Origin of the sequence: Actinobacillus genomosp. 2, from assembly GCF_029773605.1 — a bacterium.
Taxonomy (GTDB): Bacteria; Pseudomonadota; Gammaproteobacteria; order Enterobacterales; family Pasteurellaceae; genus Actinobacillus.
Genome location: NZ_CP103807.1, coordinates 24,425 through 47,529, shown reverse-complemented (window position 1 = coordinate 47,529; position 23,105 = coordinate 24,425). Strand labels below are relative to the sequence as shown.

Annotated in this window: 21 protein-coding genes; 5 read left to right on the top strand and 16 right to left on the bottom strand. The window is 39.4% G+C overall.

The window, feature by feature from the left end; translation table 11 throughout:
- Positions 1 to 111: 111 nt before the first annotated feature.
- Positions 112 to 1,065 (top strand): malate dehydrogenase, encoded by a 954-nt coding sequence (mdh, locus tag NYR60_RS00205; RefSeq protein ID WP_279467013.1) that lies wholly within the window; start codon positions 112 to 114, stop codon positions 1,063 to 1,065.
- A 171-nt stretch (positions 1,066 to 1,236) separates the two neighbouring features.
- Here mdh and adk read toward each other — a convergent pair whose 3' ends face one another.
- From adk to zipA, 6 genes are all read right to left on the bottom strand, one after another.
- On the bottom strand, positions 1,237 to 1,881 hold the full coding sequence (adk, locus tag NYR60_RS00200) for an adenylate kinase (protein ID WP_279467011.1): 645 nt from the start codon (positions 1,879 to 1,881) through the stop codon (positions 1,237 to 1,239).
- 107 nt (positions 1,882 to 1,988) lie between these two features.
- Complete coding sequence (locus NYR60_RS00195; RefSeq protein WP_279467010.1) at positions 1,989 to 4,112, bottom strand: TonB-dependent receptor domain-containing protein; 2,124 nt, start codon at positions 4,110 to 4,112, stop codon at positions 1,989 to 1,991.
- Between the two features lie 196 nt (positions 4,113 to 4,308).
- Entirely contained in the window at positions 4,309 to 5,589 is a 1,281-nt protein-coding gene (locus NYR60_RS00190) for an AmpG family muropeptide MFS transporter (RefSeq protein WP_279467007.1), read from the bottom strand.
- Between the two features lie 75 nt (positions 5,590 to 5,664).
- The gene (gene galE / locus NYR60_RS00185) at positions 5,665 to 6,681 is read right to left on the bottom strand and encodes a UDP-glucose 4-epimerase GalE (protein ID WP_279467005.1); all 1,017 of its coding nucleotides are present in this window, start codon (positions 6,679 to 6,681) and stop codon (positions 5,665 to 5,667) included.
- A gap of 63 nt (positions 6,682 to 6,744) precedes the next feature.
- On the bottom strand, positions 6,745 to 8,793 hold the full coding sequence (gene ligA / locus NYR60_RS00180) for an NAD-dependent DNA ligase LigA (protein ID WP_279467004.1): 2,049 nt from the start codon (positions 8,791 to 8,793) through the stop codon (positions 6,745 to 6,747).
- 64 nt (positions 8,794 to 8,857) lie between these two features.
- Positions 8,858 to 9,871 (bottom strand): cell division protein ZipA, encoded by a 1,014-nt coding sequence (gene zipA, locus NYR60_RS00175; protein WP_279467001.1) that lies wholly within the window; start codon positions 9,869 to 9,871, stop codon positions 8,858 to 8,860.
- A 119-nt stretch (positions 9,872 to 9,990) separates the two neighbouring features.
- Here zipA and cysZ point away from each other — a divergent pair, with 119 nt between their 5' ends.
- Positions 9,991 to 10,872 carry a sulfate transporter CysZ gene (gene cysZ, locus NYR60_RS00170; RefSeq protein ID WP_279466999.1) on the top strand — a complete coding sequence of 294 codons (882 nt, stop codon included), beginning with the start codon at positions 9,991 to 9,993 and terminating at the stop codon, positions 10,870 to 10,872.
- Positions 10,873 to 10,944: 72 nt separating this feature from the next.
- Here the strand turns inward: cysZ and gnd are convergent, their stop codons facing one another.
- The 7 genes from gnd to nudE all read right to left on the bottom strand — a co-directional run bounded on the left by gnd (position 10,945) and on the right by nudE (position 18,674).
- Positions 10,945 to 12,399 (bottom strand): decarboxylating NADP(+)-dependent phosphogluconate dehydrogenase, encoded by a 1,455-nt coding sequence (gnd, locus tag NYR60_RS00165; RefSeq protein ID WP_279466998.1) that lies wholly within the window; start codon positions 12,397 to 12,399, stop codon positions 10,945 to 10,947.
- A gap of 294 nt (positions 12,400 to 12,693) precedes the next feature.
- Positions 12,694 to 13,227, bottom strand: coding sequence for a DUF1016 N-terminal domain-containing protein (locus NYR60_RS00160; protein WP_431831756.1), 534 nt, complete (start codon positions 13,225 to 13,227; stop codon positions 12,694 to 12,696).
- Positions 13,228 to 13,412: 185 nt separating this feature from the next.
- The gene (locus tag NYR60_RS00155; protein ID WP_279466996.1) at positions 13,413 to 14,735 is read right to left on the bottom strand and encodes an MFS transporter; all 1,323 of its coding nucleotides are present in this window, start codon (positions 14,733 to 14,735) and stop codon (positions 13,413 to 13,415) included.
- Positions 14,736 to 14,867: 132 nt separating this feature from the next.
- Positions 14,868 to 15,566 carry a 6-phosphogluconolactonase gene (pgl, locus tag NYR60_RS00150; protein WP_279466993.1) on the bottom strand — a complete coding sequence of 233 codons (699 nt, stop codon included), beginning with the start codon at positions 15,564 to 15,566 and terminating at the stop codon, positions 14,868 to 14,870.
- 172 nt (positions 15,567 to 15,738) lie between these two features.
- Positions 15,739 to 17,226 carry a glucose-6-phosphate dehydrogenase gene (gene zwf, locus NYR60_RS00145; RefSeq protein ID WP_279466992.1) on the bottom strand — a complete coding sequence of 496 codons (1,488 nt, stop codon included), beginning with the start codon at positions 17,224 to 17,226 and terminating at the stop codon, positions 15,739 to 15,741.
- Between the two features lie 65 nt (positions 17,227 to 17,291).
- Positions 17,292 to 18,107 carry a 3'(2'),5'-bisphosphate nucleotidase CysQ gene (gene cysQ / locus NYR60_RS00140; RefSeq protein WP_279466991.1) on the bottom strand — a complete coding sequence of 272 codons (816 nt, stop codon included), beginning with the start codon at positions 18,105 to 18,107 and terminating at the stop codon, positions 17,292 to 17,294.
- Positions 18,108 to 18,119: 12 nt separating this feature from the next.
- Positions 18,120 to 18,674 (bottom strand): ADP compounds hydrolase NudE, encoded by a 555-nt coding sequence (nudE, locus tag NYR60_RS00135; RefSeq protein ID WP_279466990.1) that lies wholly within the window; start codon positions 18,672 to 18,674, stop codon positions 18,120 to 18,122.
- Positions 18,675 to 18,797: 123 nt separating this feature from the next.
- On the opposite strand from nudE, the gene NYR60_RS00130 reads away from it, so the two are divergent.
- The 3 genes from NYR60_RS00130 (at position 18,798) to hslO (ending at position 21,156) form a co-directional block, all read left to right on the top strand.
- Positions 18,798 to 19,727 (top strand): hypothetical protein, encoded by a 930-nt coding sequence (locus NYR60_RS00130; RefSeq protein ID WP_279466989.1) that lies wholly within the window; start codon positions 18,798 to 18,800, stop codon positions 19,725 to 19,727.
- Position 19,728: 1 nt separating this feature from the next.
- Complete coding sequence (hslR, locus tag NYR60_RS00125; protein ID WP_279466988.1) at positions 19,729 to 20,136, top strand: ribosome-associated heat shock protein Hsp15; 408 nt, start codon at positions 19,729 to 19,731, stop codon at positions 20,134 to 20,136.
- 129 nt (positions 20,137 to 20,265) lie between these two features.
- Positions 20,266 to 21,156: an Hsp33 family molecular chaperone HslO gene (gene hslO / locus NYR60_RS00120; RefSeq protein WP_279466987.1), complete on the top strand. Its 891-nt coding sequence runs from the start codon at positions 20,266 to 20,268 to the stop codon at positions 21,154 to 21,156.
- 73 nt (positions 21,157 to 21,229) lie between these two features.
- Here the strand turns inward: hslO and tehB are convergent, their stop codons facing one another.
- From tehB to NYR60_RS00105, 3 genes are all read right to left on the bottom strand, one after another.
- Positions 21,230 to 22,102, bottom strand: coding sequence for an SAM-dependent methyltransferase TehB (gene tehB, locus NYR60_RS00115; protein ID WP_279466986.1), 873 nt, complete (start codon positions 22,100 to 22,102; stop codon positions 21,230 to 21,232).
- 124 nt (positions 22,103 to 22,226) lie between these two features.
- Positions 22,227 to 22,739: a 4-hydroxyphenylacetate 3-monooxygenase, reductase component gene (gene hpaC / locus NYR60_RS00110; protein ID WP_279466985.1), complete on the bottom strand. Its 513-nt coding sequence runs from the start codon at positions 22,737 to 22,739 to the stop codon at positions 22,227 to 22,229.
- A gap of 15 nt (positions 22,740 to 22,754) precedes the next feature.
- The gene (locus NYR60_RS00105) at positions 22,755 to 23,066 is read right to left on the bottom strand and encodes an HI1450 family dsDNA-mimic protein (RefSeq protein ID WP_279466983.1); all 312 of its coding nucleotides are present in this window, start codon (positions 23,064 to 23,066) and stop codon (positions 22,755 to 22,757) included.
- Between the last annotated feature and the right edge of the window lie 39 nt (positions 23,067 to 23,105).

Below are 23,105 nucleotides of genomic sequence, written 5' to 3'. Positions count from 1 at the left end.
ACATTAGAAATATTTTTAGAAAAAATTGGTTTATTAAGCATCAATCTTTAGAAATGTTTGGTAAACTTAGCTCAGTTTTATTTTATAACCATTATTGATTAGGAGTTACTTATGAAAGTTGCACTTTTAGGCGCTGCCGGTGGTATCGGTCAAACTCTCGCTCTATTATTAAAACTTCGTTTACCGGTAGGTACGGACTTGGCGTTATATGATATTTCGCCGGTCACACCAGGTATTGCGGTGGATATCAGCCATATCCCAACCTCTGTAAATGCAGTTGGTTATTCTGGTGAAGATCCAAGCGAAGCTCTTAAAGATGCGAATCTTGTCATCATTACTGCCGGCGTAGCACGTAAACCGGGTATGACGCGTGCGGATTTATTCAATATCAATGCGGATATTGTTAAAAACTTAGTTGAGAAAGTAGCTCAAGTTTGTCCTCAAGCATGTATCGGTATCGTGACTAACCCTGTAAATACACTTGTACCGATTGCGGCAGAAGTATTACGTAAAGCCGGTGTTTACGATAAACGTAAATTATTCGGCGTAACAACATTAGACGTGGTTCGTGCGAAAACCTTTACCTCTGAATTAAAAGGTAAAAATGTTGAAACCGTTAAAGTTCCGGTTATCGGTGGTCACTCAGGAACAACGATTCTTCCGTTACTTTCTCAAGCACTGGCTGAAGGCGTTTCACTTTCATTCACACAAGAAGAAATTGAAGCATTAACCTATCGTATTCAAAATGCTGGTACTGAAGTGGTTGAAGCGAAAGCAGGCGGCGGATCAGCAACACTTTCAATGGCAGAATCCGGTGCTCGTTTCGCTGTTGCTGTATTCAAAGCATTATTAGGTGAAGATTGCGTTCGTTACGCTTATGTAGAAAGTAAAGAAGGTTCTGATTATCCAGAATTTTTCGCACACCCTGTACGTTTCGGTTTAACTGGTGTGGAAGAAATCCTTCCGATTGGTCAATTAAGTGAATATGAGCAAGCTAAATTAGCAGAATTAAAACCGGTGCTTGATGCCGATATCGCATTAGGTAAAAATTTTGTGAATCCATAAGCAAAATCTCTATAAAGATTAATTAAAAGAAGGGTTGAATGTATTATTACATTCAACCCTTTGTTATTTCTATCCTATAGCAATGTCGCTAAACGTCATAACAAAGCAGTCATTTTTAGCAAAAAAATTGTAAAATGCTTACTAAAAATGACCGCTAATATGTTGTTTAAATTAGTCTAAAATTTTTGCTAATTCCGCACTCACTTCTTCAACCGGTTTTGTACCGTCTAAACGTTCATAGCGTGTATTACCCGCTTCAGCTTCCGCCGTATAGTATGCAATTAACGGCTTAGTTTGTTTGTGGTAAATCGCTAAACGCTCTAATACGGTTTCAGGTTTGTCATCTTGACGAATAATTAAATCTTCACCGGTTACATCATCTTTACCTTCTACTTTAGGCGGATTGTAAACCACGTGGTAAGTACGACCTGACGGCTGGTGAACACGACGACCGCTCATACGTTCAACAATTACTTCATCCGCTACATCAAACTCTAACACTAAATCGATTTTTACACCTGAATCTTTTAAGGCATCCGCTTGCGGAATTGTACGAGGGAAGCCGTCTAATAAGAAGCCGTTTGCACAATCCGGTTGTGCGATACGGTCTTTTACTAATGCCACGGTTAATTCATCCGGTACTAATTTACCTTCATCCATTAATGCTTTCGCTTGTTTACCAAGTTCCGTACCTTCTTTAATTGCCGCACGAAACATATCGCCCGTTGAAATTTGCGGAATACCGAATTTGTTCATAATAAATTGTGCTTGTGTGCCTTTACCTGCACCCGGCGCACCTAAAAGAATAATTTTCATAGGAAAAACCTCGTAGAAATGAAAATATAACGAATAAAAAAGCTAAGGCAGTAACCTTACCGATTACTGCCTTAAATTGCAAATGTTTTACTCAATTTGACCGCTACTTAGAAGGTATAACTTGCATTTAAGCGGAAGTCACGACCTGCAGACGGTAAACTGGTTGCCCCTGCACGTTGGCTATGGCTCTTATAGTTTTTATTAAACGCATTATTTACCGCAAAATTAAGCGTTAAGTTTTTATTCGCATCCCAACTTACATAGAAATCATTTACACCGTAGCCAGATTGTTTAACGGGTGCGTTTGTCGCATTTGAACCACGGCTTGGCGTACCGGTTTCACCTTCAACAAAACGACCTTTCCAACCGATTTCTAAACTTGGATTTTCAAATTTATAAGAAAGACCTGTTGTCCAAGTACGTCCGGTTGCTACCGCATAGACTGTACTATCTAAACTTGCATCATTAAATACCCAAGTTTCAGGTTTGCTATCCGCCACACCTAAACGGAATGTTAAACCGTTATATTTATACGCCGCCCCTAGCTCATAACCTTTGTTACGTAATAAAGCGGAATTAACCAAGGTATTATTTAATACGGCGTGTGCATCTTTTACTTTTTGCCAGAAGTAGCTACCGTTAACTGACAGACTATCATTGAAATCATAGTTAAAACCAATCTCGGTATTACGTGCTTTTTCTGCTTTTAGGTCATCTGCAACACTACGAGCGGTGCTACCACTTAATGCCACTTCGTAGAAACGTGGGCTACGTGTTGCATAGTTTAAGTTCGTATTTAAACTTAAACCTTGAGCTACTTCCCAGATTAAACCGACACTTGGGCTAAATGCACCATCACTAACTTTTTTACCGTCATTAGCTTTAAAGTCAAAATGATCATAACGTAAACCGGTTGTCATCGTTACCGGACCAAAGCCCCAAATGCCTTCTACATAAGCACCAATATCTTCTTTTTCTTGGCGATTGGTTACACCTGTCGCTTCTAATCTTCTTGTTCTACGGTTTTCGGCAAAGGCTTCTAATGAATTTGGTTTACCTTCTTGATGGCGATAATTCACACCATATTTTACGAAATGATCGCTACCGATTTCAGAATCAAAATTGATATTCGCTCCCTTGGTAACTACTTTTGTTTTTGAATTCGTATCGGTTTCTTCACGAGAGTTTTCTAATAAGTAAGCATTCGCTTTTACTTCATTGATAAAGCCTAAATTTTTACCGATATACTCAAGATTTGTAGTATTTTGAGTGGTAATACGGTAACGAGGCTCATTATTCGCATCATTTGCAACTAAAGCACCATTTTTATCAAGTAAATAACGCGTTGGACGTCCACTACGATCCGTACCTGCAGCAGCACCTAATTTATATCCGTTAACAAGTTGTTCAGGCGTTAAACTCGCTGTTGTAGTCCAGTCCTGAGAAAAATCAAATTCTTCACGTAATGCACGTTCGCCATGATAACGCTCTTGACGATGGCTTAATACCACACGATGATCTTCATTAATATCAAAACCGAATTTAGCTAATAACCCACGCTGACCTAATGCACTGTTTTTAACCGTATCGCTACCTTCCTTGTTGGAGTAGCCTTTACCGCCTTTATAATTTTCAGCGGTTTCCCAGTTACCGCTTAATAAGGCATCAAATGCTCCGGATTTACCGTAAACACTCGCACCTTGTGAATGACCTTTATTGCTACTTACACCGGCATTTAATTTAAAACCGAAATCTTGTCCTTCTCTTAATAGATCTTGTGCATCGACAGTTGTCGCTTCAATCGATCCACTGGTAGCACCGATACCAGCACTGGCAGATCCTGCACCTTTACGCACATCAATACGTTTAATTAATGATGGATCTAACATAAAACGGCTTTGGTGGTGGAAAATCTGAGCGTCAGAGTAAGTATTATCTACTTTAATATCAATTTGGTCTTGTCCCATACCACGAATCGTTGTCCATTGTGAAGTACCGCCTGTACCGCCACCAAAATTGATTGCTGGCTCAGCACTTAACACACCACGTAAATCTTCTTTTGTGCCTTTATGTAAATCTTTTAAAGTGACGACATTGGTTTTACTTTTAGCTCCGGCATTTTCTGACACAACAGAAATAACATCTAAATTTACTGTATTTTCTTGAGCATAAGCCACAGATGTTGTTGCAAGAAATACTGCCATAGAGAGTTTTGATGGAGAGAATCGCATTTAACCGCCTTATTAATTTTGAGAATTAATCGTATTTGTAATAAAGTTCTGTAAATATACTTAAATGTATAATGCGAGTCAATCTCATTTTCGAATAAATTTATAACTAAAATATATAAAAAACCCTTCTGTTTGGCAACAAAAGGGCTTTAATACATCGTTATCTGATTTTTATATCACTTTCATACACTATTCGTTACTTCTCACGCCACGGTGCTACCTTAATCAGCATCAACATACCCGGAATCGCAATAAAGAAACAAAGCCAAAAAAACTGATAATAACCGAAGGTTTCAACTAAATGTCCAGTATAAGCCCCTAAGAATTTACTTGGTAACGCTGCAAGGCTGGTAAAAATCGCCAATTGCATTGCGGTATACATCGGATTGGTTTCTCGTGCCATAAAAGCAACAAAGGCTGCCGTACCTAAGCCAACACCGAGATATTCACCCGCCATTACGATACCTAATTTAAAGAGTTCTGCTGAACCGATAGAAGCGGTCGGAAAATACTCAAAACTTGCAAGATAAGCAAAACCTAGAATAGTAATCAACTGCACTGTCCCAAAAAGCCATAATGCACGGTTTACTCCCAATTTCAGCATTGCTACACCGCCAATAATACCGCCACCGATGCTACACCAAAGTGAAGTGGTTTTTACCACTGCCGCAATGTGCGATTTAGTAAAACCCATATCTAAGATAAATTTGGTTTGTAACGAAGTCGCCAGCGAATCACCTAATTTATATAAGAAAATAAATAGGATAAGTCCTACTGCACCCCATACACCTTTACGGCTGAAAAATTCCTTAAACGGATCAACAAACGCCATATAAAACGGTTTACTACGGTCAATCGGTTTACTTTGTGGCTCGCTAGCCAATAAAGTCACCAATAGACAAGGCAACATAAATGCGGCGGTAATAAGAAATACCGTTTGCCATGGGTAATGATCCGCTAAGAAAAGCGATAAACCACCCGGTATTAATCCAGCGATACGATAAGCATTCACGTGAATCGAGTTACCTAAGCCCAATTCATTGTCTGATAAGATTTCTCGACGATAAGCGTCCACCACAATATCCTGTGTAGCAGATAAAAAGGCTAAAATTACCGAAAGCACGGTAATCATACCAATATCCGCTACTGGATCAAAAAAGCCGAAGCCGGCTAGAATTGCCAATAAGCCTAATTGAGAGAGAAAAATCCAGCTGCGACGACGACCCAAAAACGGAGGGAAATAGCGATCCAATAATGCCGCCCATAAGAATTTCCACGTATAAGGAAGCGAGGTCAAAGTAAAAGCAGCAATGGTTTTAATATCGAGATTTGCCGAGGTAAACCAAGCCGGCATTAATTGAATCAGCACAAATAAAGGTAAACCAGAACAAAAACCGGTATAAATACACAGCAACATATTTTTAGTAAAAATTTGTCGCCAAATTGAAGATTGAATCGGGGAGTGAGAAGCGGTCATTTTTTCCTATTATTTTGCAAAATAAAACCACGGACAACACTAAATATTCTTAGGTAAATCCGTGGTTAAAATTAATTAGCCTTTATAACCATTCGGGTTATTTTTTTGCCAATTCCAAGTATCTTTCATCATTTGCTCTAAACCACGTTCGGTTTTCCAACCTAGCTCCTCAAGTGCTTTTTGCGGATTTGAATAGTATGAATCAATATCTCCAGCACGACGAGCAACAATTTGGTAAGGTACTTTAATGTCATTAGCTTTTTCGAATGCTTTTACCATATCCAATACAGAATAACCAATACCCGTACCTAAATTATAGATATGTAAACCAACATCATCTTGGTGTTTATCCAATGCTTTTAAATGCCCGATAGCTAAATCGACCACATGAATATAATCACGAACACCAGTACCGTCATGTGTTTCATAGTCACCACCAAATACTGAAAGTTGTGGTAATTTACCTACAGCAACTTGGCTGATAAATGGCATAAGATTATTTGGAATACCATTCGGATCTTCGCCGATTAAACCGCTTTCATGCGCACCCACCGGATTAAAATAACGTAAAATTACTGCACTAAATTGAGGATTTGCTTTTACCGTATCTGCTAATACTCGTTCAACCATATATTTAGAGGTCGCATAAGGACTTGTTGTATCGCCGACACGACACGCTTCAGTAACTGGCACAACTTCTGGCACGCCGTAAACAGTTGCAGTAGAACTAAATACAATCGTATTTACACCAGCTTTAAGCATTTCTTCAACTAAAACGATAGAACCACCAACATTGTTTTCATAATAGAAAAGTGGTTTTTGAACACTTTCGCCTACCGCTTTTAAACCGGCAAAGTGAATAACCGATTCAATATGATGTTCAGCAAAAATTTTACGTAAAATTTCACGATCTAATACATCGCCTTTATAAAATTTCACCGCTTTACCTGTAATTTGTTTTACTCGTTCAAGCGAAACTTCAGATGAATTATGTAAATTATCCAATACAACCACTTCACGATTAATATTTAATAATTCCACAATCGTATGTGTGCCGATATAACCTGCACCACCAGTTACTAAAATAGCCATTTGTAAATCCTCTTAGAAATTCGACCGCTTGTATTTTACGCTTTTTTGCTTACAAGCGATAATTTAATTTTCGCCGGTTAGAGCGATAAATTCTTGTTCAGTTAATATTTTTACACCGAGTTCTTGTGCTTTTACCAATTTGGAGCCGGCTTTTTCACCGGCAATTAAATAATCGGTTTTACTTGAAACCGAGCCTGACACTTTGCAACCGAAACTTTGTAAGAACGCTTTTGCTTGATCTCGGGTTAACTGAGTCAGCGTACCGGTTAAAACGACACTTTTACCTTTTAACGGATTATCTTCAATTTCAACCTGAATCACGTCCTGCCAATGAACGCCTTGCAAAATCAGATCTTCGACCACAGAAACATTATGAGGTTCTTGCCAAAAACGTACGATACGATTGGCGACCACTTCACCAACGTCCTGTACCGCTTGCAATTGCTCAAAAGTTGCTGCACGAATCGCCTCTAAATTATGGAAATGATTCGCTAAGTTTTGTGCCGTAGCTTCGCCAACATCACGGATCCCTAATGCAAATAGGAAACGAGCTAAAGTGGTATTCTTTGCTTTTTCGATACTGTTTAACGCATTTTGTGCTGACTTCTCGCCCATTCGATCCAAACGCATTAAAGTAGTTTGATCGAGTTTAAACAGATCCGCTGGCGTATGCACCAGCTCACGTTCCATCAATTGCTCAATCAATTTTTCGCCAACGCCGTCAATATCCATTGCTTTACGAGAAACAAAATGCTTCAACGCTTCTTTACGCTGTGCCGCACAGAATAAACCGCCGGTACAGCGAGCAACTGCTTCGCCTTCGACTCGTACTACCGCTGATTCACAGACCGGACAAGCGGTCGGAAATTCAATTTTTTTTGCATTTTCTGGACGGCGATCCATCACCACCCCAACAATTTGAGGAATCACATCACCAGCACGGCGAATAATTACCGTATCGCCGATAACAATGCCTAAACGCTCAATTTCATCGCTATTGTGTAAAGTGGCATTACTTACCGTCACACCGGCAACGAATACCGGTTCTAATTTCGCGACCGGCGTAATCGCCCCGGTTCTACCCACCTGAAATTCCACATCATTCAGCACCGTCATTTCTTCTTGTGCCGGAAACTTATAAGCTATCGCCCAACGTGGCGAACGAGAAATAAAACCAAGCTGCTCTTGTAAGCCAATCTCATTCACTTTTAGCACCGTGCCGTCAATGTCATAACCGAGTGTCGGACGTTTAGCTTGAATATCCGCATAAAACGCAAGTAACTGCTCACGCCCTGTTGCCAAGCGAATTTCGTTATTGACCGGAATACCAATAGATTTCAGCCATTGCAAACGTTCAAAATGGGTTGCCGGTAATTCATCATCCGATTCATACACACCGATTCCATAAGCATTTAACACGAGTGGACGCTGACGGGTAATTTTCGGATCTAACTGACGTAATGAACCTGCCGCTGCATTACGTGGGTTGGCAAAAGTTTTCTCGCCTTTTTCCAACGCACGTTCATTCAGTTCTTCGAAGCCTTTTTGCGGCATAAACACCTCACCACGCACTTCTAAGCGTGCCGGCGGATTGTCCATATTCAGTTTTAACGGAATATTACGAATAGTACGAATATTCGAGGTAATATCTTCGCCGGTTGTACCGTCGCCACGGGTTGCCGCTTGGCTTAATACACCGTCCACATACAAAATACTGACGGCTAAACCGTCTAATTTTGGCTCACAACAGAAAGAAAGTGAGTTAGGATTTTCTGTAATATAGCTTTCCATACGACGTAGAAAGCCATCTAGGTCTTCATCAGAAAACGCATTATCTAACGATAACATTGGCATTTCGTGCGTCACTTGTGCAAAACCATCCAATGGTTTTGCCCCGACTCGTTGGGTCGGTGAATCTGCGGTAATCCATTCTGGATGTTGCCATTCCAGATTTTTTAATTCATTCATTAAGCGGTCATATTCCGCATCCGGCACTAACGGATTATCCAATACGTGATAATGATATTCGTATTCTCGTAATTTTTGACGTAGTGTTTCTAGGTATGCGAAAGTTGTGTCCGCTTGAGCTTGCATTTGTGATAATAAAGGCATTGGGAAAATTCTCGATAAAAAAGACCGCTTAACAAGCGGTCATTTATGCTAAAAGTTTTGCAAATTAGCTTACTCTAGCTAAATAGGCTTGGCGTGAGTTCTCATCAAAAATTTCTCGATGTTCATTTAATACGAAACCGCCGAGTGCTTGGGCAAGGTTCTCTGTCGTTTTGAGTAATAATTTGAGGTTCACCGCATCATTACCTTCTGACGGTAAGTGCATAAATAACACTAAACCGACGGTTGAGAACTGCTCAATTTTAGTTAAATCAAACACGCCCGGTTGCATCATATTCGCGACACTGAAAATAACCGGAGAAGTATGGTTACCTAAATGTTGATGACGGTGGAAAATTTGATATTCGCCATATTGGAAGCCTAACGCTTCAAGACTTTGCACAACATAATCACCACGGAATTGCTGACCTTCCGGTGCGACCACATAAAGCATAATCATATTATTTTCTGCAATGTTTTTTTGCTCTTTTATTGGCTCTGCTTGCATTGAGTTTTTTGCTAATCCAACCCTAACTGATTCATCCGCATAAATATCTACCTCACCACGATCAGCTTGACGCTCTAATTCTTCAACTGATTGTTCTAATACCGAACCGCTCTGAGCTATCGGTGTCGGCTGTGCGGAAAATACCGGTTCTGCATGCTGTTGCGGATAAGATTGAGCTTGCGTTTGATACTGCATTTGTGGTGCAGATTGTAACGGTTGCCCACTATAAATTGGCGTATTTTGTGGTACAGAAGCCTGCTGATAAGCTGTTGCCTCTTGCCCTGGTAAATTAATTTTAATCTCACGTAATGAGCTTTCTACTTCTTGCTGAATCTGAACCGGATTTTCTACTTCAAACTCTTGATGTTGTCCAACATCTTGGGAATAAGATTGAGCGTGTAATGACGCTGGCACATCAGATACTACATTATTAATAGGTGTTGAAGGAGGACGAGTTGAAAACGTATTTGAAAAAATACGTGACTTTTCACGACGTGCCGACCATAAACTAAAACCGATCAATACTGCAATCAGTAACGCAGCTAAAATAAAGAAAAGAATATGAAGCTCCATTTGAGGTCCTCTCTTATTTGAAATAATCTATAAAATTGAATTTCACTATTTGCGAAAATAATGTGCGTAGCTTAACATATTTCTTTGCGGATTTTTAACAAATTAAGGATAGAATCGATATGTCATCTGCATTTAACGAACCACAAAGCGACTTAGGTCTAGGTTTTCATTATTTTATTTATGGCTGGCGACTGATGTTACAGCGTGAATTATTACCATTTATCCTCATTCCAATTGCGATCAATAGTGTATTGATGATTGCTTTACTTTGGTTTTTTGTCGGTAATATTGTTGGTTGGGCGGACTGGATAGTTAGCTTTATGCCGGCCTGGCTAGATTGGCTGACAATAATTTTAGTACCACTTGCGGTACTCTCATTAATTATGTTGTTTTATTTTACTTTTACCACGATCACGAATTTCATTGCCGCCCCGTTTAATGCTCTACTGGCAGAAAAAGTCGAATTACAACTAACCGGTGAACAGCTTAACAGCATGACAACCATGGAAATGCTGAAAGATGTACCTCGTATGTTAAAACGTGAATGGCAAAAAATGGCATACAGTATTCCTCGTTTTATTGCCCTGTTTTTATTAAGTTTTATACCCGTTATTGGACAAACGGTGGTACCGGTTTTGACCTTTATTTTCGGGGCTTGGTTATTAGCGATTCAATATTGTGACTACCCGTTTGATAATCACAAAATCAATTTTAAACGTATGCGTAATGCCCTCGGGCAACGTAAGATTCTAAATTTCACCTTCGGCACATTTGTGAGTATTTTTACCGCTTTACCTTTTGTGAATTTAGTCGTGATGCCGGTTGCTGTATGTGGAGCAACTGCAATGTGGGTCGAAGAATATCGTAATTTTATGTTAGGACGAAACAGCGATTTTGACGGTGCAGACTATACAAATAAAACCGGCAGAGAAGTCAGCACAGAAACTCGTTCCGGTGCGGTAAATCCTGATGTGCGTAACGGTGATATTAAGCCTCACTAGGCTTTCTGGCACAGATAGATAACAAAAAGTGGGTAAATTTACCCACTTTTTCTTTTTATGCTTGATTAATCACTACACATCATAAGTCGTTGAAGCTGTGTTACCGCCACGGCCTGTCCAGTTAGTATGGAAGAACTCACCTCGTGGCTTGTCAGTACGTTCATAAGTGTGCGCACCGAAGTAATCACGCTGTGCTTGCAGTAAGTTTGCTGGCACTCGCTCTGAAGTATAACCGTCTAAGAACGTGATCGCTGACGCCATACATGGCATTGGGATACCTACTTCGATAGACTTCGCGACCACTTTACGCCAGTCTGCCATCGCATTTTCTAAAATGCCTTTAAAGTAATCGTCTGAACCTAAGAATACTAATTCCGGATTCGATTCATACGCATCACGGATATTACCTAAGAAACGGCTACGAATGATACAGCCTTCACGCCATAACAATGCGGTCGCACCGTAGTTGATATCCCAACCGAAGTTTTCTGACGCTTCACGAATTAACATAAAGCCTTGTGCGTAAGAAATGATTTTTGAAGCAAGTAATGCTTTGCGAACTGCCTCAATCCATACTTTTTTATCGCCTTCTACTGGGCTAATTGTTTTGTTGAATAATTTTGACGCAGCAACACGTTGATCTTTAAATGAAGATACGCAACGAGCGAATACCGATTCAGTGATTAAAGTTAATGGAATACCGAAATCTAACGCGTTGATACCCGTCCATTTACCTGTACCTTTTTGACCTGCGGTATCTAAGATTTTCTCAACTAATGGCGTACCGTCTTCGTCTTTGTAGCCTAAGATATCGGTAGTGATGTCGATTAAGTAGCTGTCTAATTCGGTTTTCTTCCACTCTTGGAAAATGGCTTGCATTTCATCGTAGCTTAAACCTAAACCGTCTTTTAAGAATTGGTAAGCTTCACAAATTAATTGCATATCGCCATATTCGATACCGTTATGAACCATTTTCACGAAATGACCTGCACCTTCTTTGCCCACCCAATCACAGCAAGGCTCGCCTTTGTCAGTTTTCGCTGAAATTGCTTGTAAAATCGGTTTAACGTGTTCCCACGCTTCAATGTTACCACCTGGCATAATTGAAGGTCCGTGGCGAGCGCCCTCTTCACCGCCTGAAACACCGGTACCGATAAAACGAATACCTTTTTCTGCTAACGCAGCAGTACGACGATTAGTATCTGGATAGTTTGAGTTACCGCCATCAATAATAATGTCACCTTCTTCTAAATGCGGAAGAAGCGCATCAATAAATTGATCCACCACTTCACCGGCACGTACCATTAACATCACTTTACGCGGTTTTTCTAATTTTGCCGCTAAATCTTCTAACGAATAAGCACCGATAATGTTTGTACCTTTCGCCGCGCCCTCTAAGAACTCATCCACTTTTGAAGTCGTACGGTTATACGCTACCACTTTAAAGCCGTTGTCATTCATATTTAAAATTAAGTTTTGGCCCATTACCGCTAAACCGATAACGCCGATATCGCCTTTTACTGACATTGTTTTCTCCTGTTGGTTTTTAATTCGTTGCAAGCGATTGAATTTGCAAGATTTTTTGTAAATTCAACCGCTTACTGTTCCCCACACTAACATATGGGGTGATAAATTTGTGTGGTTGCCTTGCAACCAAATTAATCTTTCATTTGTATTTGCCATAGCGTATCAACACTATATGTAACCTAATATATAAGTGATAGGTTATAATCCTGCTATTTTTCAAATTGCAGTTCAAAAATGATTTTCTGTTGTTCTATTTCTCGAACCAACTCTTCTTCGCTCGGTAAGTATGCCATATTAAGCTAAGTAAGTCGGCAGATTCAGAAATTCTAATACGGTCGGCGATTTAATAAAATCACTCGCTTGTAACTTTTGTGTTTTTTCTTGCATTTCTGCTTGCACAAGTTCTTTGTCTTGGCTTGCAAGCAAACGCTCATAATAGAGTGTAGAAATATTGCGTTCTAAAGTTCGCACCGACCAATGATTTTCTGCCGCTTCGGTTAAATAATAAAGGCGTGCTTTATCATTTGATACTTTTAAACAACGCTGAAAATGCGACCAGCTTAATTGTGCGAACGCCGTTCGCAGTTTTGGGTAATCAGGAAAAAGCAAATAAAATTGACGAATTTCCCATAACGTACGCTTGCTAAAACCCTTTCCAAATTCAGCAGTTAGCTCAGCCGAAAGCGTTTTAATAATTTCTTTACCATACTCCGCTCTATCTGAGCCATTCTGTTCTTCCAATACAATTCTCTCACCGATTTTCCAGTAGGCTTCCACCATAGCGGAATTTACCGCCGCACAGGCCTGTTGACGAGCGAAATGTAGAATCTGTTTAATTTCATTAAGATAAGATGTTGTTAGATTATTTTTTATACACCCCCCTTTAAAAAAACAACACTCTTATACACGCAAGCGGTCGAATTTGCAAAAAAATTACAAATTCGACCGCTTTTGATTGTATTTGGGAAATAACTTTCTACTTCCGTTCTAAGCAAATTTAATATGCTCTACAATCAAATTTTACTTTCACGCTTGAAAGCTAACGCAAGGGTAGATAATAACATTACAGCTGCTACAGCGATGTATAAATCTTGTTTTGCCAAGCCGCCATCGAGCAACATTCCCGCAACTGTCGGTGCAAGAATTGAGCCTGCACGCCCTGCTCCAATCGCCCAACCCACACCGGTATTACGGATATCCGCATCGTAAGTTGCCGGATTGATGGTGTATAAACCGCTGATACAACCATTTACCAACGCACCAACTACCACGCCCATTGCCATCGCCACACCAAGTGCTGAAGATGAAAGGATAAATACCACAATCGCAATCGCTGATAACACGGTAAATAACATTAATACCGCTCTTGCCTGCCAACGGCTAGCAATTAAACCGTAGATTAATGAGCCACCAGCACCGCCGATCGAAATTGCTATTCCCACGTTGATACTGTCTTCCACCGTCATTCCCGCTTCTTTGAGCAATGCAGGCGTCCACGAGCTAATAAAGTAGAAACTAAACATAATGGCAAAGAATGAAAGCCATAAAAGTAAGGTCGAACGGCGATATTTATCATTAAACAATTGTGAAATCGGCAGTTTGGTTTTTACCGCTTCTACTTTTACCGGTAAATCCCATTCACCGTTAAACCCAATTTTTGTCGCAATTTTATTTAAACGTGCTTTCGCATTTATCGGTTGCTTAGTGGTTAAAAAATCGATCGACTCTGGTAACCAGATAAATAATACAAGCCATACTAAAGACGTCATCGCTGCACCAGCAAAATATACTGCGTGCCAGCTATAAGCTGCTTGTAATTCTTTTGCTAGCATACCGCCGATCATTGCACCGATACCAAAACCTGCTGCATAAACGCTAATCGCAAAACTACGCCATTTTTTGGATGAATATTCGCTGGTAATCACATTGGTGCCGACTAAAATACCACCAACACCTAAACCGGTAATGACACGTGAAAAACCGAGTAAAAATGGCGTGCTTGCTAAACCTGAAATTAATAAACCAATCGCCGATAATGCCACGGAAAGTAACAATAACGGACGGCGACCAAATTTATCGGCAAGTGGTGCAAGGAAAAGCGAACCAATCGTCATACCAGCTAAACCGGCGCTGACTAACACACCAAATTCGGTTTTAGATAAACCGAACTCTTTAGAAATATTAGTTGCGGTAAAAGCAATCGCTAATACATCAAAGCCGTCTAAAAAGTTCATCACGGCAGCCATAATCACAATTGCCCATTGATACACGCCCATACGTCCGTGATCAATCACAAACCTTAAATTATTTGTATTTTGTAATGTTTGAATCGTCATAGGTCTTCCTTATTAAAGATTTTCATTTAATTGGAATCCTAAATGAAACGATTGCAAAGAACAATGTAAATCTACAATAATCGCATTGAAAAATATTAAGCTAGATTATGAATTTTATTCATAATTTTTAACTTATAAGCATTTTGCTGCCTCTTGGTCTAAATACCATTCGGTTACACCGTTTTTTGCCTTAATACGAGCTGCTGGATACGGTAGTTTTTCCGCCTCAGTTTCATTAATTTCTTTCAAAACTTCCGCTTTTGCTGCACCTGTGACTAAGTAAGTAATACGTTTCGCTTGCTCAAGCAATTTAGCAGTTTTTGAAATACGAATTTGACCGCTTTCAGGATGTTTGGCTATCACTGCAACATTCGGGTCATTAAAATCGGTTTGATGAGGGAAAAGTGAAGCAGTATGACCGTCATTCCCCATGCCGAGAATGATCCAATCAAAAGCTAAATCAGGCACACAAGCGGTCAATTCTTGTGAAAATCTTGCAAGTTCTTGCTCTACCGGCTCTTCACCGCGAATGCGGTGGATATTTTGTTGAGGAATTTGAATATGATCGAAGAGTAACTTTTGCACTTCACCATAATTACTTTCAGGATCGGTTGGTAACACCATGCGATCATCGCCCCACCAAAAATGCAGATTTTGCCACTGGATTGCCGTATTAAATGGTGCTTGTGCTAATGTTTTAAATAGTAATTTCGGGGTTGAACCACCGGATAATGAAATATGTACCGGACGGTTTAATTGGCTGTATAACACAAATTCTTGTGCAATTTTTTCCACCGCTTGCTGAGCGGATGGGAAGGTGATGTAATTCATTTTATCTCCATTGTTTTTTCCCCTCGCCCGTTTACGGGGAGAGGGAGGAGAAAATCCGTAGGATTTTCGGAGGGAGAGGGCTATGTTACTATTTTTTCCCCTCTCCCTGATAAAAATTGCCTTACGCAATTTTATCTATCTCTCGCTCACAAACGGACGAGAGTATCATTTTTTATACTTTTTTCTTCATCATACCTGACGGTTTACGCCAGACTTTACCGTGTTTTGCAATAAGTTTATCTGCTTCGGTCGGTCCCCAAGTGCCGGCTTCGTATTCATATACTCTGCCTCTTTCTGCTTTATAATCTAAAATCGGTTGCACAAATTTCCAGCAAGCGTGTACTGCATCCGTACGGGCAAATAAAGTCGCATCACCTTTTAACGCATCTAATAATAAACGTTCATAAGCGGTTAATAGACTTGATGCTGAACTTAAATCCGAATAACGGAAATCCATTGAAACTTCTTTTGCCTCAAAACCGGCACCTGGTTTTTTCAAACCAAAACGCATCGAAATACCTTCATCCGGCTGCACACGAATAATTAATTTATTTTCCGGTGCATTTTGACTAAAGACCGGATGTGGTGTAGTTTTAAAATGAATCACAACTTCGGTAACTCGAGTCGGTAAACGTTTACCGCTACGTACATAAAACGGTACGCCTGCCCAACGCCAGTTATCAATTTCACATTTAATTGCGATATAGGTTTCCGTATTTGAATCCGCAGGAACGCCTTTTTCTTCTAAGTAACCGGCAACGATTTGATCATCCACTTCACCTTTTACATACTGACCTAGCACCACATTATTTTTCACATCTTCTGCACTTAACGGATGTAAACAATGTAACACTTTCGCCACTTCATCACGCATTGAATCCGCATTAATAATTGCCGGTGGTTCCATTGCGACCATCGCTAACACTTGTAATAAGTGATTTTGGAACATATCACGCATTGCGCCCGAACCGTCGTAATAACCACCACGATCTTCAACACCGATCGCTTCCGCACCTGTAATTTCCACGTAATCAATAAAGTTACGGTTCCATAAAGGCTCGAATAAACCGTTTGAAAAACGTAATACCAATAAATTTTGAACCGTTTCTTTACCTAAATAGTGGTCGATACGGTAGATTTGATGCTCTTCAAAGTAATGATGAATTTTTTCATCTAATTCTTTAGCGGTTTTAATGTCATAACCGAACGGTTTTTCCACAATGATTCGCTTCCAGCCATACTCTTCCGTAGTCAAGCCGTGGGCAGCTAAACATTCCGGGATTACACCGTATAAACTTGGCGGAGTAGAAAGGTAATAAAGCGTATTACCACAACTACCGTATTTATCATGTAACTCATCTAAGCGAGGCAGTAATTTTGCATAATCTAACGCATCAGAAGTGTTAACTGTTTGATAATAAAGGTGAGTACAAAAATCTTCTAAAGATTGTCCTTCCGCTTTCTCAAATTTAATTAAAGCGTCACGCATTTTGATTCGGAAAGAATCATCCGTCAGTTCTGAACGTGCCACGCCCAATACTGAAAAATGTTCCCCTAATCGTCCAATTTTAAATAAGTTATAGAGTGCCGGAATTAACTTACGAAAAGTTAAATCGCCTGATGCACCAAAAATAACAATACAACTATTTTCGATATTCATTTTTTCTTCTTATCCCGAGTTTATGAATGATTTTATATGTAATAAATAGCAAAGATTGCGTATACCTATGGTGAATTAAATTGGAAAATTGTTTCCCAATTCAAGCTCTTATCCGCCACCATCACAAAATGCGGATTAACAAACGTCGTACGCTGATTATAAGTAAGCGGTGCAAAATTCAAATCAAAAATTTTACCGCCGATTTCTGCCAAAATAACTTCCGCTACAGCAGTATCCCATTCACCGGTATCGCCGAATCTGACATAACAATCTGCTTTTCCTTCCGCCAGTAAGCCGACTTTTAAACTGCTCGATCCGTATTGGAAAATTTCAGTTTGATAAGATTGATTAACCGAATTTAACACCTCATTCTGTGCCGAAACACCCATCGTAATTTGTAGACAGTCTGTTTTGAGTAATCCTTGATGACCGGATAGCGGTCGAATTTCTCCATTTTCTTGCAAAAATACCCCGCTTGCACGCATTGCAAAATAAGTTTTATCTAAAATCGGTGAATGAATCACACCTAATACCGGACAATTTTGTTGCACTAAGCCGATCACAACAGAGAATTGATCGGTACGATCAATAAATTGTTGCGTACCGTCTAACGGATCAATAATCCAATATTCTTGCCAAGACTGGCGTTCTTCCAATGGGATATTACAATTCTCTTCCGATAAAATCGGTATATTTGGCGTAAGCTCACGTAATTTTTCCGTAAGAAATTGGCTGATAAAGAGATCCGCTTCCGTTACCGGTGTCTGATCCGCTTTAATTTTGATTTCCACCGAACGTTGATAAAAACCTTTAAGATATTCTCCGGCTTCTATCGCTATATGTTTAACCGCCTGTAAAAGTGTTGAATTTAATGGTTGCATACTAAAATTTCCCTATTTTTGACCGCTTGTCAGATACTCTCTTAGCATAAACAGGGCGGCTAAATTTCTTGATTCTGCAAAATTCGGATCAGCGAGTAGCTCATCTATTTTTGCTAGCGGTATACGCACGATTTCCAATGGCTCCGGTTCATCACCTTCTAATTTAGACGGATAAAGATCTTGAGCCACAAATAAATGCATTAAACCGAACATATGGCTAGGTCCCGTATAAAGCGAGCGTAAAAATTCAATCCGTTTTGCACCGAAACCGATTTCTTCTTGTAATTCACGGTTAGCGCTCTCTATCGGTTCTTCACCCACATCAACGATACCTTTTGGGAAGCCTAATTCATAACGCTCAGAAGCCACCGCATATTCTTTAATCAAAATAAGCTCTTGATTTTGAATCGGAATCACCATTACAGACGAACGACGTTGAGGTGTTAAACGTTCAAAGGTACGTTCTTCGCCGTTTGAAAAACGTAAATCGACCGCTTGCACCTCAAAAATTCGAGTTTTCGCGATTGTTTCAACCTTTAAAATATCCGGAAGCTGTTGAGTTTGCATATTTGACTCCCACCTCAAATAAATGTCTAAGATACCACATTTACTGAAAATTATTTGTTCTTTTTTATGAGCTTGTTATCATACCACTTTCTGGATTTTAATGTGCGTTAAAAAGGATCCGATATGCAGTTACAACCCACATCCATCAATATTTCCCCTACTACTTTTTCCGAGCTTCCCAAGCTGATTATTTATAAATTTAAAGCCAATTATGATAAAAATTTAGCCGATATTTCCATTACCAAAGAATTGGAATCTCTTATTGGTAATATGAAATCTCTCGAAAGTATGAAAGGCTTTGTAAAAGGGAAATTCAATAGTTTACGTAGCGGTCAAAAAGATGATATTGAACTACATTATCTTGATTCGCTTTTTGATTCTTATTGGTATATCAATCTTGAACGTCATTTAAATTATGAATGTGACGAAATCTACGACTTAGAATCTAAAAATAGAGATGCGATGACAATCCAAATTAATAATCTGAGTCCAAAATCACTTATTAATGTTGAAGAAAAGCGTATTGAGTTAAAAGTGACCGAACATTGCCAGACGGTCAAAAAATATCGCCACTTTTTAAGTAATGATGCGGCTAAAATTGACGATAATTTTAGTGATATTTATCTTGGCAAACAACGTTATCGTTTTAATAAAGTTAATATTGATAATGTAAAAACAGAAAAAGTGACTCGTTTTAAGATTTCCCTGGATAAATTGATAAATGATGCACAAGCTCATTTATTAGCACAAGATATCAAGGCGGATCGTATCCTCAAAGATCATTTAAAATTTGAAGAAATTAATCTGTATCTGATTCCGATCCATTTGTTCAGTTATACACAACCGTCAAAAGGCATATATAACAAAATCATTAAATTTAATGCCGTGACCGGTGAAATTATCCGTAATCCGATGTTCCCTAATCTTAACTTAAACAAAGACAGCGTTGCGGAATTAGGTTCAGAATTAGCTGTTGAAGTGGCAAATTATTTTGTCCCTCTTTCCGGAACAATTGCTAAAATTGCCTATCAAGAATTAACTAAAGAGAAATAAAATGAAGCAGCAACAATCAAAAGAAGATAACGAAGTTCGTCTTGATAAATGGTTATGGGCAGCCCGTTTTTATAAAACTCGTTCGATTGCCAAAGCAATGATCGAAGGCGGTAAGGTACATTATAACGGACAGCGAGCCAAAACCAGTAAAACGGTAGAAGTTGGGGCAACGGTTAAACTCCGCCAAGGTAATGATGAAAAAGAAGTGATCATTACCGCACTCAGCGACCAACGCCGAGGTGCGCCGGAAGCACAATTGCTTTACCAAGAAACTGAAAAAAGTATTAAACAACGTGAAGCGATTGCCTTTGCTCGCAAAGCAAATGCGCTTTCGATGCCGCATCCGGATCGCCGCCCGAATAAAAAAGAGCGCCGTGATTTAGTAAAATTTAAAGATCAAATATTGTAATTTATAAATTGATCCCCATATTAACGACAAGTTTATGGCGCACGTTTTACGTGTGCCTTCTTTTATCTTAACAAGCGGTCAAATTGGCAAATTTTTTTGCAAATCCTACCGCTTTTACTAGGAAAAACCATGAGTTATACAAAAGACAACGACAAACTTTATCGCTATTTATTCCAAAACCGTGCCGTGCGTGGTGAATGGGTGCGTTTAAACGATACCTTTACCGAAACGCTGAATACTCACCAATATCCAAAAGCAGTACAAAATTTATTAGGTGAAATGGTGGTCGCAACTAGCCTACTTACTGCGATTATGAAATTTGAAGGGACGATTACCGTACAAATTCAAGGTGACGGCCCACTCAAATTAGCGGTGGTAAACAGTAACGAACAACAACAATTACGTGCATTAGCACGTACGCAAGCAGAAATTGCCGACGATGCAACTTTAAGTGAAATGATTGGCAACGGCGTGTTGGTTATTTCGATTATGCCGAATGACGGTGAACGTTACCAAGGTGTGATCGCATTAGACAAACCGACTATTCGTGAATGTTTAGAAGACTATTTTATTCGTTCGGAACAGCTTCAAACTCACTTGATCATTCGCACCGGCGAATATGAAGGCAAAGCGGTAGCCGGCGGTTTATTATTGCAAATTATGCCGGACGGAACCGGCACACCGGAAGATTTCGAGCATTTAATGACACTTGCTGAAACCGTAAAAGACGAAGAATTATTTGGCTTAGAAGCCAAAGAACTTTTATTCCGTTTATATCACGAAGAACAAGTCGAAGTTTATCCACCGCAAGATACTAAATTCCATTGTGGCTGCTCTCGTGAGCGTTCGGGCAATGCGATTTTATTGTTACCAATGGAAGAAATTGAGGAAATGCTTGCTGAAAAAAATGGCGTAATTGATATGCAATGCGAATGTTGCGGTACGCAATATTTCTTTGATAAAACAGCAATTATGGAATTTAAACAAGAAGCGGATAAACTGAGTCAATTAGGTTTATAAAAAGTAAGCGGTCTGATTTACTATATTTTTAGCGAATATCTCGAAAAATCAGACCGCTGTTTTATCATTCAAGTTACGCTATTTTCTTCGCCAACATTGTAGCAAAACGCATTTTAATACGGTTGCCGTTTGCATCAGTTTTATGCAATTCACCCAAATCTTCATTGTACTTCACTAATTCCCAGCCTTGATAATAGTTCGCTAATTCTCCCTCGCCGAAGGTAAATGAGAATGGCATTGGACACGGATATTCTTCGGTACTCATCGCACAGACAATCAGATTATAGCCACCGACTTTAGTGTTTTTCTGCATATTTTCAATAATTGCTGGAATACGCTCACGGTTTAAAAACATCATCACAACTGTCGAAACAATCAGATCATATTCGCCACTTTGGCTACCGATAGTGGCTTGGTTAATATCATAAATACCGGTTTCGATCTTACTTAGATTCTCTTTCTCAATCATATAATTTAAAAATTCGATGCTCTCGGCATTATGATCCACCGCTGTCACATCAAACCCTAATAAATTCAAATAGAGAGAATTACGTCCTCGTCCGCAACCTAAATCCAATGCTTTACCGGCTTTCACATAATTCACCGCATTTAGCACTTCGGAGTGTGTAGTGGTCAGGTTATATTTTTTCGCATAGTAATCTTTCGCTTCACAATAGAAGGCTAACTGACATTCTAAATCATCGGAAAGTGCTTCAACTTTATGCCAAATTTGAGGTTCAACAAACGGCGGCTGATTTTCAGGGGTAAAAACAACGCTATTGACTTCTTCACCTTGTTCGGTCAATTCATAAAATTTTAGTTCGCCTTTAAGAATGGTCAGTTTTGCCCAAGTTCCTTCCTTTGTATTGTGCTTTTCTTGAAACATTTGTGGCAGGCTATCTTTGGTCCAAACCGGCATTTGTTTATAGCAAATTAAATTTTGCATAATGAGTCCTCTCTAACGAATAAAATAATGCCAAATTTTACTCCTATGATTTTTCTAGGCAATAAAAAACCGACTAAAATAGTCGGTTATATCAAAAATACCTAAGATTTATTAGGTTGCTTTTTTAAATTTCGACACCTTTAAACTGGCGACCGAAATAAACTAAGCTGGAATTTGGCGTTACATCAATATGTTTCAATTCCACAATAAAAATAGTATGCGTACCAACCGAATGAGTATCTACAATATCGCCTTGCAAAGATGAAATCGAACCGCGTAACACCGACTGTCCGTCAAAACCTTCGTCCCAAATATCCCAAGCAAAGCGTTCCTCCATACTACTACACAACATACAAGCAAAATGCTTTGCCATTTCTTCTTGTTCATGACTTAAGACGTTAATACAGACTTTACCGTTTTGCTTGATAATATCGTGTACAGAGCTGTTTTGATTAATACAGAAAAGTAATGTCGGTGGTGTATCGGTAACCGAGCAAACCGATGATACGGTAATGCCGATTTTACCTGCCGCACCGTTGGTCGTTACGATACTGACCGCTGCGGATAGATGTGCCATCGCATTACGGAATTGTTGTGAAAATTCAGGTACCTCTTGAGGTTTTAGAATACAAGACATAAAGCTCCTTTTAAATTATTCCTTCCAGATCACATGATATTCTCGGTTATCCGCATCATGAGAAATTAAGAAACGTGCGAATACATCGTCCATTTCATCTTTATCATTTACTAAGCCGATCCAAACTTCTGCAAATGCCTCAGGGTCAATCAGCGTGCCGATTTCTTGATCCCAATTTTCCGAGGTTTCCACCATTTCAACAGCACCACGCTCTTCAAATTGTAAATTGAATAATAAAATATCCGCAGGATCTAAATTCTCCGCTGCCATTTCAAGAAAAATATCATAAGCGAGATCAATCGCTTCATCTGGGGTTAATTTGTTCATAATTGTTTCTTTTATGTAAAAATAGCGACTTAATTTGCC